Consider the following 13,644-nt stretch of genomic DNA (forward strand, 5'->3'; position numbering starts at 1 on the left):
AAAGCGAAGTTGCTCAATATTTTTTAATTACTGATCTTTGCTTGGCTGGCACTTTGTTGCGAACAAGCCTATGGATAGCGCAATAACTGTAATTTCCCGCCTTGCTCCTGCATCCCCCGTTTAAGGAACTGCGTTGTGAAGTCCCTCCCGGACGCGGCCTCCGCAAATGTTCAGACCGGCGAAACTGCCGAGCCTGATCTGCTTCAAAACAATCCAATGCTGGGCATTAGCCTAAAAGTCGCTTCCGTCGCTGTTTTTGTCGGTATGTCGACCTTGCTCAAGGCTGCAGATGGTATCCCGCTTGGCCAGTTAATATTCTTCCGATCTTTTTTCGCAGTCCTTGCCATCCTGGTCTACTTTGCGTTGCGCGGGCAGCTATCCGGCATTCTTCAAACCCGCCATGGGTTCAGCCATTTCTGGCGCGGCATGGTCGGCGTTGGCGCGATGTCTCTGAGCTTTTATGCACTGACCAAGCTGCCTTTGCCGGAAGCAATTGCAATCAACTACGCATCACCGCTTATCGCCGTTGTTCTTGGCGCACTCATTCTGCATGAAGTGGTCCGGCTCTATCGCTGGAGTGCGGTCGTCATCGGCTTGTTCGGTGTGATGATTATCATCTGGCCGCGCATGACGCTGTTTGCGGAAGGCAATGTCGGACATAATGAAGCCATGGGCGCCTTGGCGGCATTGGGCGGCGCCGTGATGGCTGCCTTTGCCATGATGCTGGTGCGTCGTCTTGTGCAGACCGAACGCACATCGACAATCGTTATCTATTTCTCGATTTCAGCAAGTGTTATTGCGCTAGTTAGTGTGCCGTTCGGTTGGGTTGCACCGAGCTGGCCTCAGCTCGCAATGCTGATTGGCGCAGGTATTGCGGGCGGGATTGCGCAAATTCTGCTGACCGAATGCTATCGGCATGCCCCGATGAGTACCATTGCACCATTTGAATATACCTCAATGCTGCTCGGCCTCGGCATTGGGTTTTTATTCTTCGGGGATATTCCAACTTTTGAGATGCTGATTGGCAGCGTGATCGTTATGGGCGCTGGCGGCTATATCATCTACCGTGAGCATCAGTTGGCGATCGCGCCTCACAAAACCAATACTCCACAACAGGCACAGTAGAATTACGCCTGTCCCGGTGAACCTTCTGCGCGCGGATCAAGCTGCATTGTTTCAGGTGTAGGCTGACCGTCTGGCGTGTAGATTTTGAACTCTGTTTTTTGATCGCTGACTGCTGGTCGCTCGAAACGGCGAATACGCCAGAAAGCATGCAGACCATAGACTGCATAAGCGAGTGCCATAGTTACAAAGAACCCAGATGCCCCCATAAGATCCATGAGTGGGCCGGATAAGGCCGGGCCGACCATGCTGCCTGTGCCATAGATGATAAGCAAGCCACCAGAAATTTTAACAAATTCACTCGCGTCGGCATAGTCGTTGGCGTGGGCTACGTTAAGGCTGTAGATCGAGTAAAGTACCGAGCCGAACAGAAACATCATGATGTAGAGCGCATAGGGCGAGGTCGGATGAACCAGCAGCATGATGGCTGAGAGCACAAAGCCAATAGCGCCCGCGATAACCATGACGAAACGGCGATCCACAATATCGGAAGCGCGCCCGAGTGGATATTGGAAGATAGCGCCGCCAATCATTGCGCAGGCCAGCATTGTGGCGATGCCAAAGGTCGAAAGGCCGTTCATTTCACCATAGATGGCGGCGAGGAAGCTCCATGTGCCGGCCACTATGCCCGCGATGAAAGATCCGACGGCTGCTGCGGGGGAGCGTCTATAAAGCCCCTTTAGGTCCAGAGAAGCTTGCGTCAGCGGATTTGGTGACTGAGCGCTGGAAAGTGTGGTTGGCAACAGGGCGCTGGCATAAATGATCGCACAGATGATGAATAACGTTACGGTCGTCGCATCACCAAATGGCAGGATGTATTGGCCACACATGAGACCAAGCATGGTAATAATCATATAGATCGAGAAAATCTTGCCACGCGTTTCATTGGTGACGCGTTCATTGAGCCAGCTCTCGATAATCATATAGGAGCCTGCAAGCGAGAAGCCTGCGATGCCGCGGAAAATCATCCAGGCATAAGGGTTTACAATCAGCGAATGAAGCAGCAACGCGATTGATAGAAGCGTGAGTAGTGCCGAGAATACACGCACATGCCCGACGCGCCGCACCAGATGAGGAATAACAATGCAGCCTATGGTGAAAGCGAGCGCATAGGTCGTTCCCATCCAGCCAATTGTGGTCGTTGACCAGCCTTCAACGCCTCCGCGGATTGGCAGGAGAATGCCTGCAAGTCCACCGGCAAGCAGCATTAGAAATGTGCTTGCAAGCAAGGCAGCTATAGGCAGAAGCTGGCCGGCCATGAAAACCTCCCCGATGCACTAAGCTTAAAGAACGTTTGTCGAGTTCGGATATAGTGCAAGCGGCGGAATAATGTATGTTTGCGGCATGTTAGTGACAATTCGCTGTCTGATACGTGCAATCTGGGAATATTATTCAGCCAGTTCCGCAAGCTTCATTTTCACTGCAAGAAAATCGCGCCAGGCAAATCTTTTCTGCGCAGGCGTACGCAAGAGATAAGCCGGATGCAGCGTGGGCATGACCGGGATCTCAATACCCGACGGCGTGCGGTGCACTTTCCAATTGCCACGTAACCGTAGAATGCCTTCAGTCGCACCTGTCAAAGCCTTGCCAGCTGGACCGCCGAGCGCAACAAGCACTTTGGGGGCTGCAAGTTCGATCTGCCGTTCAATGAACGGGCGGCAAAGTTCTGTTTCGACGGGGGTTGGCGTACGATTACCCGGCGGACGCCAAGGAATAGTGTTGGCGATATAGACGCCTTCACGCTTGAGGCCGATAGCCTCGATCATCCGGTTGAGAAGTTGGCCGGATTTGCCAACGAATGGCAAGCCTTCCATGTCCTCATCACGCCCCGGCGCTTCACCTACGAACATGATGTCTGACGACGGATCACCATCTGCAAAGCAGAGGTTTTTGGCGGTGAATTTGAGATTGCAGCCATCAAAGGCTGCAAGTTTTTCGCGCAGCTCATCAAGCGTTGCGGCTTGTAAAGCGGCTTCGCGGGCCAGTGCAATTTGCGCATTATCCGGAACATCGGATGCAGCCTGCACAGGGCGGCTGGTCGGTGAGGGCGTTGCTGCCTGACGCGGTTGCTGTTGTTGCGCGCGCGAGCGGTCCGCTGACGAAGTTGATTTGTTTTCCTGCTGCGCGGGAGCTGAACGTACCGGCTGACGCTGAGCTTCTGCAAATCGATCGATCGGCGTATCGGAAAGCGGCATGTCAACACCCGCTTCCGCGTAAAAGCGGAGCAAGCCTTCCATATCCAGCGTTTCCCGGTCATCGATCATATTTTACACCTCACAAACTGAGGTGGCGAATTTTGGTGTTGAATGCAATAGCAGAGCGCATATTTCCGGTTCATAGAGTTGATTAAAGCGTCTCTCTCGAAGATGGGGGCGGCCTTTGGGCACGCAGAATTACGTTGCGTCACAATAGCCCATAATCACTAAATCGGCTGTTTAAAATTTGACGTTTACGTTAAGGTCAATATTATGAATGCTTGTATTGCGGCGATTTTGGACAATTGGACGCATATGCGACAGTCTTTAACTCTGCGACAGGGTAAGACCAATATGGGGAAGCCTATCTGTATAAAAGCGGTTTATCGCCGTTCGCGATAGGATCATGAGTAAAAACAATTGGATGCTTCACGCCCACTCCATTAGTGGGTGATGAAGTTACACCAGACGGAGGCCTAGAATGTCTGAAGCCCCAGCAATCGCGAGCCAGGAGCTTCCCGAACGCGAAAGCATGGAATTTGATGTTGTGATTGTCGGCGCAGGCCCTGCAGGCCTTGCTGCGGCTATTCGGTTTAAACAAATCAATCCGGAGCTTTCAGTCGTCGTTCTTGAAAAGGGCGGGGAAGTTGGCGCGCATATCCTGTCGGGCGCCGTTGTTGATCCAAGTGGTATCGATCAGCTTCTGCCAGGCTGGCGCGAGGAAGAGGGGCATCCGTTCAAGACCCCTGTGACCGCTGACCATTTCCTGCTGCTTGGTCCTGCGGGTTCGGTGCGTCTGCCAAATTTCGCCATGCCACCGCTGATGAACAATCACGGCAATTACATCGTGTCACTCGGCAATGTCTGCCGCTGGCTTGGCACGAAAGCAGAAGAGCTGGGCGTTGAAATCTATCCGGGCTTTGCTGCCACCGAAGTGCTTTATAATGATGAAGGCGCTGTAATCGGTGTTGCTACTGGTGATATGGGCGTCGAGCGTGATGGCTCGCACGGTCCAAATTACACGCGCGGCATGGCGCTGCTTGGCAAATATGTTCTGATCGGTGAAGGTGCACGCGGCTCGTTGGCAAAGGAACTGATCGCGAAGTTCAAGCTTGATGAAGGTCGTGAACCAGCCAAGTTTGGTATCGGCCTTAAGGAACTCTGGCAGGTCGATCCGTCCAAGCATAAGCCGGGTCTGGTACAGCATTCATTTGGCTGGCCGCTTGATATGAAGACCGGCGGTGGCTCGTTCCTCTATCATCTTGAAGACAATATGGTTGCAGTCGGCTTCGTACTGCATCTCAACTACAAGAACCCTTATCTGTCGCCGTTTGAAGAGTTCCAGCGGTTCAAGACGCATCCGGCGATCCGCGATACATTCGAGGGTGGCAAACGCCTTTCTTATGGCGCGCGCGCGATTACCGAAGGTGGTTTCCAGTCAGTGCCAAAACTGTCCTTCCCGGGTGGTGCGCTGATCGGCTGTTCGGCTGGCTTAGTCAACGTTCCCCGCATCAAGGGCAGTCATAACGCAGTTCTGTCGGGCATTCTTGCTGCCGACAAGATTGCGGAAGCTTTGGCCGCTGGTCGTGCCAATGATGAGCCGATTGAAATCGAAAACAGCTGGCGTAACAGCGCTATCGGCAAGGATCTCAAGAAGGTCCGCAATGTGAAGCCGCTCTGGTCGAAGCTCGGAACGGTTATGGGTGTTGCTCTCGGTGGTCTTGATATGTGGACCAATCAGCTGTTTGGCTTCTCATTCTTTGGTACGCTGAAGCATGGGAAGAACGATGCGCAAAGCCTTGAGCCAGCAGCAAAGCACAAGAAGATCGATTATCCGAAGCCGGATGGCGTTCTGACTTTTGATCGTCTTTCGTCGGTGTTTCTTTCGAACACAAACCATGACGAAAACGAGCCAGTTCATTTGCATGTGGCTGACATGAAGCTGCAGCAGACATCAGAGCATGATGTCTTTGCAGGTCCATCGACGCGCTATTGCCCTGCAGGTGTTTATGAATGGGTGGATGCTGACGGCAATTCCGCGGCTGATCCGCAGGCCAAGGATGTTCGCTTTGTGATCAATGCGCAGAACTGCGTGCATTGCAAAACTTGCGATATCAAGGACCCGAACCAGAACATCAACTGGGTTCCGCCACAAGGCGGCGAAGGACCGGTTTACGTAAACATGTAATGTTTGCGTGAACTGTGTCCGTATCGACCGCCGTTGAGAACGATGTCGGCGAGGGACCAGTTTACGTGAACAATGTAGTGTTTGCGGAAACATGTAATTGAAAAAGGCGGTTTTAAACCGCCTTTTTTATTAGAGTGCCGGGGGCACAAAGGTCGCTCTAACGCTTCAAAAAGAGAGCATGACTGATTGAGTTTCCGGCTCGTCAGTGTCTGGACGTACCGGCATCGGAACCGAAAACTCAAGCCTGATTGGCAAGTGATCGGAGCCGACGTCCTCGCGTGTGGTTGCAGCGGGCGCTTCGATTTCATGGCTTACGAGAACCTGATCGATCGGCAGGCCGACATAAGGCGCGAGTTTTATCGGAAGGTTTTGCAACATCCATGTGCCACCGATACCAGTCATCGCCTTGGTGGTCGAAGCTTTCTCGATGCGATGGACAGCATTGCTCCATGGCGTAGCGTTGAAATCGCCAGCGATGATCATAGGGCCACTGAATTTCTGCAATTCTGGCACCAATGCATCGATGATCGCCGCCTGACCATATGGCCACGGAAGCACAGCATGATATGCTGCTACATTCACGCTCGTGCCGCTAAAATCGATAGAAGTCATGGCAAGGCGATCATCGCCAAGGCACAACTGAGCGCTACCTTCACTGAATGGGCGGCGGGACAGAATGCCAACGCCCATATTGCTTCCGTCTTTGTGGCATTCAAAATGGTAAGGATAAGTACCCTTCAGAATGTCGATCCACATTGCCCAATCTGCACCGGCTTCCTGATAGGTGATAACGTCAGGCTTTTCCTGCGCAACCATCTGCATAACGCGTTTAGGCTCAGGGTTGTTATAGCGCAGATTGATCTGCACCAGGCTGTAACGTGCGCCGGTCGTCGGCACATCGGCCTGTGCAGAAGATGATCCGTTGAGAAGATTACGTGCGGCACCAAGCGTCGTGCTGAAAGCAAGGATCGCAAAAAGCAGGATCATTGCACCTTCACGCCGCATCTTTGTGAACAAGAGCGGCAATGCCAGCAAACCCATCAGAATCGCTAGATGTGGTCGAAAATGCCCGAATGAATCGAGCATTGGATGCGCTGATCCAAGAAAACCAAGCACAAGAGGGACCGACACCAGAACAGCGGTGATCAGTAGGAGCAATGAAAGGTTTTCGCGGCGTTTTGACATGGTACGCACCTAGCCGCTGATTACGGCGCGATGATGGAATAGGGGAATTTGGAAAAGGGCAGTATGCTTTCAAAATACATACTGCCCTAACTACCTATTGCCCTACTGCCTCATACCTACTGGAAAGCTGTCTCGAAGAAGCTACGGAGCTTGCGCGAATGCAGTCGCTCATCAGGCATGGCTGCGATTTTTTCCATCGCACGAATACCGATTTGCAGATGCTGTGCTACCTGCCGCTTGTAGAACTCTGTCGCCATGCCAGGCAGTTTCAGTTCGCCATGCAAAGGCTTGTCGGAAACACAGAGCAACGTGCCGTATGGTACGCGGAAGCGGAACCCATTGGCAGCAATCGTGGCAGACTCCATGTCAAGCGCAACTGCACGCGCCTGTGAAAGGCGCTGAACCGGTCCGCGCTGGTCGCGTAACTCCCAGTTTCGATTGTCGATTGTTGCGACTGTACCAGTGCGCATGATGCGCTTGAGGTCATAGCCTTCAAGGCCAGTTATTTCTTCGACCGCCTCTTCAAGTGCTACCTGAATTTCGGCAAGTGCGGGCAAGGGCACCCAAACAGGAAGATCGTCATCAAGAACGTGGTCTTCACGCATATAAGCATGAGCAAGTACGTAATCGCCAAGCTCTTGAGTGTTGCGCAGACCGGCACAATGTCCCAGCATCAGCCATGCATGTGGACGCAGCACAGCAACATGGTCGGTGATGGTCTTTGCATTGGATGGGCCAACGCCGATATTGACCATGGTAATACCGGAATGATCGGCGCGTTGAAGGTGATAGGCAGGCATCTGTGGCATACGCTGTAGCGGAATGCCGCTGCTCGGCTCGGATTCGCCTGCGCGTGTTATCGCGTTGCCTGGCTCAACAAAGCTATCATAGCCGCCGCCACCGTCTGCCATCAGCTTGCGCGCATAAGCGCAGAATTCGTCCATATAGAACTGATAGTTGGTGAATAGAACAAAGTTCTGAAAATGCTTGGGGCTGGTTGCGGTGTAATGCGCAAGCCTGTGTAGAGAGTAGTCAACGCGTTGTGCCGTGAACGGCGCCAGCGGCATTGGTTCACCGGGAACAGGATCGAAATCGGCATTGACGATCTTGTCGTCGGTTGCAGCCAGATCCGGAACATCGAAGAGATCGCGCATCGGATGCGTAAAAGCATTGGCAACCGATGCTTCGACATAGGTGCCTTCCATGAAGGCAAAGTGAATCGGAATTGGTGTTGCCGATTCCCGAACGGTGACCGCAACGCCGTGATTGCGCATCAGCAGGCGAATTTGCTCGTTGAGGTAATGGTCGAACAGATCTGGCCGGGTAATCGTCGCCGCGTAATCGCCGGGCGTAGTCACATGACCAAAGGCGAGACGCGTATCTACATGCGCAAAGCTGGAGGTGGACAGGCAGATTTCGGGATAAAAAGCGCGATAACGCTGAGGGCGAGCCTCTCCCTTTGCCAGCTGCTCAAAAGCCGTGCGAAGGAACGCGGTGTTGCGATCATAAAGCTTGCGCAGTGCGGCAACCGCCGCACTTGCATCGGTAAAAACTTCCGGCTCCACGAAGGGAGGGGTTTTGATATCAGGGATGAAAGTTTGTTCGATTCGCTGTGTCATGACTTAGTATAGCAAACTCCATGACACGCGCATGTCCCTGTTTAAGCACTTCTTTGAAGGCTTACATACAGTACGAGGCCGACCCCGTTCATTTGCGCTTTCTGCCCTATTTGGGTGTAGGCGAAGGTTGCGGCAGGGCCGGTGAAGACGGCGGTGAAAAGCAGGACACGAAGCGCAATCCCTGCTGAAATACGGAAACGCGAGATCATAGCCGCCTGTCTCCGTCCACATGCTTGAGGTGCATTGCTGTGATAGGGCCAACGACCGGCTGGTCGCGATAAACATCATATTTGCGATCAACAAAAAGGCTCGCGATGATCGCAAAACCGGCAATCATTAAACAGACAATCGTAACTCGCCACAGCAGCATAATTCCCCCGGCTTTAAAAGCGTTTGCTCTACGGGCTTGAGTTTAAGGATGCGACCTGAACTGCTCCTGAGAGCTGCATTCATCCGGCGTTCAAAAATATTGATGTTTCACTAACTTGATCGCTTCGCACTTGTGCCGGGCTGCACGGCGCTTATGTTAACCCGCATTGGAAATACGGACAAAGCCAAGAAAGCGGGAGACAGATACCCATGGCTGAGCAGACAAAACCCATTGAGCTTTATTATTGGCCTACCCCGAATGGCTTCAAAATCAGCATCATGCTGGAGGAACTAGGCGTTCCTTACGAAGTCAAATATGTGAACATCGGTAAGGGCGATCAATTCCAACCGGACTTTCTCAAAATTGCACCCAATAACCGTATGCCAGCGATTATCGACCCGGAAGGGCCGGGCGGCGAGCCGATCTCGGTTTTTGAATCAGGCGCAATTCTTCAGTATCTCGGCCGGAAGTTTGGAAAGTTCTATCCAACGGATGAACGCAAGCGTGTCGCCGTTGATGAATGGCTGATGTGGCAAATGGGTGGACTTGGTCCCATGTCGGGTCAGGCCGGGCACTTCCGCGTTTATGCGCCGGAAAAGGTGCAATATGGCATTGATCGCTACACCAATGAGGTCAACCGTCTTTATGGTGTCCTGAATCGTCAACTCGAAGGCAAAGACTATATTGCAGGCGAATATTCTATCGCTGACATGGCCAGCATTGGTTGGATCAACGCGTACAAAAACTATGATCAGCAGCTGGAGGATTTCCCTAACCTCAAGCGCTGGTATGAAACCATGAATGCACGACCTGCCGTTCAGCGTGGTCTCTTGGTTGGCAAGGAAGAGCGCGAAAAGTCTAACCTCGCCAATGACAAGGAAGCGCAGAAAATCCTTTTTGGCCAGAAGGCGCGCTAATTCGCTTTGGTCAGAAATGCTTGAAAGAAAGGCGGCTTAGAAGCCGCCTTTCTTATTTTATTCGCTTACTGCCGTGCGAGGCTTTCACTCTTGCAGATCAAGCCGCCCATGACGCAGCCCGAAAGTGAGAGAGTGTTTCCCTTGACACTGGCCTTGCCTGTGTAAGTCTTGCCTTCGTCTAGCTTGTTGACTTTGCCCTTGTAGCTGCCGTCCTTGCCAGACATTGTGCCAATCGACTTGCCCTTATATTCGCCGGTCTGCACTGTGCCGCAATATTTACCGCCGCCGCAAGCTGCGTAGCTGATAATCGTACCATTCGGGCGTTTCCAAGTACCGACAATTGCTTCTTCAGCAAATGCTGGTGCGGCTAAGCCTGCCGTCAGTGCTACGGCGGCGGTCATTCCCATAATAAAAGTGCGGATCATGCATTCCTCCCAAAATGCCGCAAAGCTCTCTATTTTCAGCTCTGCAGAAAACTTACGCAAACGTAAACGTAATCGAGTTTGGTCCGAAGCGGAAGAGGGATAATTGGTGGCTTCGAATTCGCCGATAATCACTTTCTCAACAAAGCCAATCGATGCCATGGTTATCATCTGGTTTCCAAGCACTGTGGATGAAAAAGCGGCAATTTCGGAAAAACGCTGCAATTCGCGAAGCTTGGATGTTTAACAAAATCCCAAATTTACTCCTTGTTGGGATTTCGTTGTCGCGTTGTTAAGCATCTGGTTTAACGTGCATTTTAATCCTGTCGCCTATCTTAAAGACCATGAACGGAACGACAGATCCGACGGTTCCGGGCCGGTGAAAGCCAGTCACGGAAACAAAGAGCGGACGGTTCTCGGGATTTAACAGGGACAACGAAAATGACACAGTTTCAGAGCGTTATACAGCACGACAAGGCAGGTTCTCAGGATCGTATCCTGCTGGAGATGGGTTTGAAATACGCCATCGGCCGCGACTGCGAAATTGATGTCGTCGAAGCACACAAGTGGCTTAACATTGCAGCAATCCGTGGCAACCAGAAAGCCGAACGTATGCGCAATCAGGTTGCAGCGACGATGAGCAAGAGCGAGCTGGCAGCGGCACTGCGTGGTGCACGCGAGTGGATGACTTCGCACTGAACTACGGAATGTAAAAATCAAAAAGCCGCCCAATGAGGCGGCTTTTTGTTCAGCTGATCCCGAGATAGCGCCCTGGTTTGTGGTTGATTGCGATGATAACGTTCATCGCAATCGCACCCACAAGCGACAGAAGCATGTTTTCCCACGGGATGAAAAACAGCGATCCGAGCATGATGATAATGTCGAGCGCGAGCTGAAACCAACCAGCGCGAATGCCATAGGCGTCCTGCAAGTAAAGCGCCAGAATATTGACGCCGCCCACGCCGGAACGATGGCGGAAAAGTGCCAGAACGCCCATGCCCATAAGTGTGCCGCCCATAAGCGCTGCAAAGAGCGGATTGATTGAGCTGAAATCAACACATAGAGGGATGAGTTTGGCAAAGAGAGATAGAAGCGCGACGGCGATGAACGTTCTGATTGTAAATGGCCAGCCCATCCGCTTTGCAGCGAAATAGTAGAACGGCAGATTGATCACGAAATAAAGCAAGCCAAATCCGATGCCGGTGGCATACTGGATCAGCAGCGCGATGCCTGCCGTACTGCCTGTCATAAGCGTCGCTTGACTATAAAGCGTAATACCCAACGCAATGAATGAAGTGCCAATCAACATGGCGATTGCATCTTCATAAAGGCGATGACGATCGACCCCCAGTGTGCTGGTCACATCGACAAGCGGGGAGGCGCTATCTGCGATATCGGTCACATTTAACTCCAGAACTGCGAAAACCGGAAATTCGGACAAGATTACTCAAAGGGCCGGAGCAATGATCCGCCATTTGAGTGTATGCATATTCCCGCTGATCCGATGGATAATGTGCCACGCGCCAGCGCCAAGTCTTGGGAGACCTCGCAAATATAGCATCGCGGATGCCCGACGGCACTGCTAGCAATATTGTTATTTTGAACGTCGCATTTTTATTTTAGCTCGGCTTTGACCGCTCATTTTTTCGGATTATTTCGTTGCGAGTTTCACTGAGAAATTGCTCTACATCCTTGGGACTGCGTAGATGATGCTTTTTCAGATGCGAAGGGGCGTTTGCCAGAAAAGATTTTGCCCGAATACGCCCGTTTTTGCGGTAATTAGCCACGAACTTCAGGAATTCCCAATCAAAACGCTCGTCACAGCCTTCCGCCATATCAGGACGGGATTGACCGTAATGGCGAAGTGTTCTGCGCAGGACGCGCCAAACGCGTGTTGGGGTTGAGATATCCAGAAAAATAATCATGTCGGCGCGTGCTGCGCGATGCGCCATTGTTTCGCTGTGATTGCCTTCAAATATCCATTCATCGCGATCCGCAACCTCATCGCTCAGAAGGCCGATTTCGTCCCGAGAGCGCATTGTCCAATTGGGTAGCCAATAGATGGTGTCGATATGAACAACTGGTAATTTGGTGATTGCACCAAGCGAACGGGCGAGGGTGGACTTTCCCGAACCTGCGCCACCAATGATCATGATCCTTTTTATCATCTGGGCAAGCTCCGGGTTTTAACTGTGTTGCAATAAAGCTGAGACAAGATCATGGAATTACTGTATATTTACTTCGCGTCATTCAAATTTACGTAACGACTAAAGAATGACGGTTAGAATTTTTGTATTGTAGACAGTGGTAATATTAAGAGAGTGATTGACAGTCAACTTGTCTGGCATCAAGCTTGGTGGTGAAGACAAATTTACAAGGTGTGAAGACCGGCAAAGCAGGCCGGATATTCTGAATAGATCGCTTTGAGCGGTCAGCGCTAATCCGAATGCAACAAAATCAATAGTCCGTATCCGATAGGGAGCGACGAGATGTCTATTCGTACCATTACAGCCTTTGCTGGTACCGCAATCATTCTAGGCGCATCTGCCTTTGCTTTTTCATCTCCTGCAAGCGCGTTGACGATGAAAGAATGTAGCGCGAAATATCAGGCCGCCAAAGATGCTGGCACGCTTGGCGATGTAAAGTGGAACGACTTCCGCAAAGCCCAGTGTGGTGATGATGCAGCTGCAGCTCCGGCTGCTCCAGCAGCTCCCGCAAAGAAAGCTGCCGCACCGGCGAAAAGTGCAGCCACGACAGCTGCAGATGATGCCAAAGGTCTTACCATGAAGCAGTGCAGTGCCAAATATCAGGCGGCAAAAGATGCCGGTACTGACGGCGGTGCCAAATGGAATGACTTCCGTAAAGCGGAATGTGGTCCAGGTGCTGATGCTGTAGCACTCACCACGGATGGCAATTCTGAACCTGCTGCTCCAACAGTAGCGGCACCAAAGGGTGTCAAATTCCCAACGGCTGTTTCGGCAAAATACTCTAGCGAATCTGCTGGCAAGGCACGTATGCACACCTGCCTTGAGCAGTATCACACTCTGAAAGACGCCAATGCACTTGGTGGTTTGAAGTGGGTTCAGAAGGGCGGCGGTTATTACAGCCTCTGCAATGCACGCCTCAAGGGCAATTCATAAACCCAAATCTGAGACGGCTTATAAGTCGGTTTGAACTTAACCCGTTTTGGAGAGAGGGCCTTGCAGATTTGCAAGGCCTTTTTTTCTGGTTAAGTTTCCGCATTATAAAATCAGGTTTTCTTGAACCAACTGCTGATACCGACCACGAGCCAGCCAAGAATCATCAGGCTTCCGCCTGTAGGCGCTGCCATTGGGAAGAGTCTGTTACTGGTCATGTCCCGCATAAACAGGTCTCCGCAAAACAAGACCAACCCGACCAACAGTAATGCCCCGCCAATATTCGCTACACGACTGTTTGGCACGATCAGCGATAAAACAAGCAGAGCTGGAGCATGACCCAGAAGCATTGGTGCGATAGTGCCAAGATGGTTTTCCCCACCATGAGCCGCACCTGCATAAGACACAATTGCCAGAGCCCCGCATAGACCAGCGAGTGTGCCGAACAGAGCATTGCGAGGCTGATCATTCCGTTGGATCGACATGAAG

The 13,644-nt window shown here is 51.9% G+C and carries 14 protein-coding genes; 5 read left to right on the forward strand and 9 right to left on the reverse strand.

All coding sequences use genetic code 11. The features are described 5' to 3' along the window. Nucleotides 1–216: 216 nt before the first annotated feature. Complete coding sequence (locus RT142_RS15510; protein ID WP_039859604.1) at nucleotides 217–1,125, forward strand: DMT family transporter; 909 nt, start codon at nucleotides 217–219, stop codon at nucleotides 1,123–1,125. Nucleotides 1,126–1,127: 2 nt separating this feature from the next. On the opposite strand, the gene RT142_RS15515 is transcribed toward RT142_RS15510, so the two are convergent. After that, nucleotides 1,128–2,381 carry an MFS transporter gene (locus tag RT142_RS15515; RefSeq protein WP_105518314.1) on the reverse strand — a complete coding sequence of 418 codons (1,254 nt, stop codon included), beginning with the start codon at nucleotides 2,379–2,381 and terminating at the stop codon, nucleotides 1,128–1,130. Nucleotides 2,382–2,510: 129 nt separating this feature from the next. Beyond that, on the reverse strand, nucleotides 2,511–3,386 hold the full coding sequence (locus RT142_RS15520) for a uracil-DNA glycosylase family protein (RefSeq protein WP_112805070.1): 876 nt from the start codon (nucleotides 3,384–3,386) through the stop codon (nucleotides 2,511–2,513). Nucleotides 3,387–3,798: 412 nt separating this feature from the next. On the opposite strand from RT142_RS15520, the gene RT142_RS15525 reads away from it, so the two are divergent. Continuing rightward, nucleotides 3,799–5,505: an electron transfer flavoprotein-ubiquinone oxidoreductase gene (locus tag RT142_RS15525; protein ID WP_112805068.1), complete on the forward strand. Its 1,707-nt coding sequence runs from the start codon at nucleotides 3,799–3,801 to the stop codon at nucleotides 5,503–5,505. 165 nt (nucleotides 5,506–5,670) lie between these two features. On the opposite strand, the gene RT142_RS15530 is transcribed toward RT142_RS15525, so the two are convergent. The 3 genes from RT142_RS15530 to RT142_RS15540 all read right to left on the reverse strand — a co-directional run bounded on the left by RT142_RS15530 (nucleotide 5,671) and on the right by RT142_RS15540 (nucleotide 8,518). Continuing rightward, nucleotides 5,671–6,690: an endonuclease/exonuclease/phosphatase family protein gene (locus RT142_RS15530; RefSeq protein ID WP_112805066.1), complete on the reverse strand. Its 1,020-nt coding sequence runs from the start codon at nucleotides 6,688–6,690 to the stop codon at nucleotides 5,671–5,673. 116 nt (nucleotides 6,691–6,806) lie between these two features. Beyond that, nucleotides 6,807–8,309 (reverse strand): AMP nucleosidase, encoded by a 1,503-nt coding sequence (locus RT142_RS15535; protein ID WP_064320363.1) that lies wholly within the window; start codon nucleotides 8,307–8,309, stop codon nucleotides 6,807–6,809. 41 nt (nucleotides 8,310–8,350) lie between these two features. Continuing rightward, complete coding sequence (locus RT142_RS15540) at nucleotides 8,351–8,518, reverse strand: hypothetical protein (protein WP_007874239.1); 168 nt, start codon at nucleotides 8,516–8,518, stop codon at nucleotides 8,351–8,353. A 370-nt stretch (nucleotides 8,519–8,888) separates the two neighbouring features. On the opposite strand from RT142_RS15540, the gene RT142_RS15545 reads away from it, so the two are divergent. After that, nucleotides 8,889–9,596 (forward strand): glutathione binding-like protein, encoded by a 708-nt coding sequence (locus RT142_RS15545; RefSeq protein WP_112805064.1) that lies wholly within the window; start codon nucleotides 8,889–8,891, stop codon nucleotides 9,594–9,596. Nucleotides 9,597–9,661: 65 nt separating this feature from the next. Here the strand turns inward: RT142_RS15545 and RT142_RS15550 are convergent, their stop codons facing one another. Continuing rightward, nucleotides 9,662–10,021 carry a DUF2147 domain-containing protein gene (locus RT142_RS15550; RefSeq protein WP_313029804.1) on the reverse strand — a complete coding sequence of 120 codons (360 nt, stop codon included), beginning with the start codon at nucleotides 10,019–10,021 and terminating at the stop codon, nucleotides 9,662–9,664. Nucleotides 10,022–10,459: 438 nt separating this feature from the next. On the opposite strand from RT142_RS15550, the gene RT142_RS15555 reads away from it, so the two are divergent. Next, a complete protein-coding gene (locus RT142_RS15555) occupies nucleotides 10,460–10,717 on the forward strand; it encodes a sel1 repeat family protein (RefSeq protein WP_064320365.1) in 258 nt (85 codons plus the stop codon). 49 nt (nucleotides 10,718–10,766) lie between these two features. Here the strand turns inward: RT142_RS15555 and RT142_RS15560 are convergent, their stop codons facing one another. After that, nucleotides 10,767–11,420, reverse strand: a complete 654-nt coding sequence (locus RT142_RS15560; RefSeq protein ID WP_112805180.1) for a YitT family protein — start codon at nucleotides 11,418–11,420, stop codon at nucleotides 10,767–10,769. Between the two features lie 217 nt (nucleotides 11,421–11,637). Beyond that, entirely contained in the window at nucleotides 11,638–12,186 is a 549-nt protein-coding gene (locus tag RT142_RS15565) for a DNA topology modulation protein FlaR (RefSeq protein ID WP_313029808.1), read from the reverse strand. Nucleotides 12,187–12,507: 321 nt separating this feature from the next. On the opposite strand from RT142_RS15565, the gene RT142_RS15570 reads away from it, so the two are divergent. Next, a complete protein-coding gene (locus RT142_RS15570) occupies nucleotides 12,508–13,158 on the forward strand; it encodes an antifreeze protein (protein WP_313029811.1) in 651 nt (216 codons plus the stop codon). Nucleotides 13,159–13,268: 110 nt separating this feature from the next. Here the strand turns inward: RT142_RS15570 and RT142_RS15575 are convergent, their stop codons facing one another. Continuing rightward, nucleotides 13,269–13,640: a DUF423 domain-containing protein gene (locus RT142_RS15575; RefSeq protein WP_313029815.1), complete on the reverse strand. Its 372-nt coding sequence runs from the start codon at nucleotides 13,638–13,640 to the stop codon at nucleotides 13,269–13,271. Between the last annotated feature and the right edge of the window lie 4 nt (nucleotides 13,641–13,644).

Origin of the sequence: Brucella sp., assembly GCF_032066345.1 — a bacterium.
In the GTDB taxonomy this organism is placed as follows: Bacteria; Pseudomonadota; Alphaproteobacteria; order Rhizobiales; family Rhizobiaceae; genus Brucella; species Brucella pseudogrignonensis.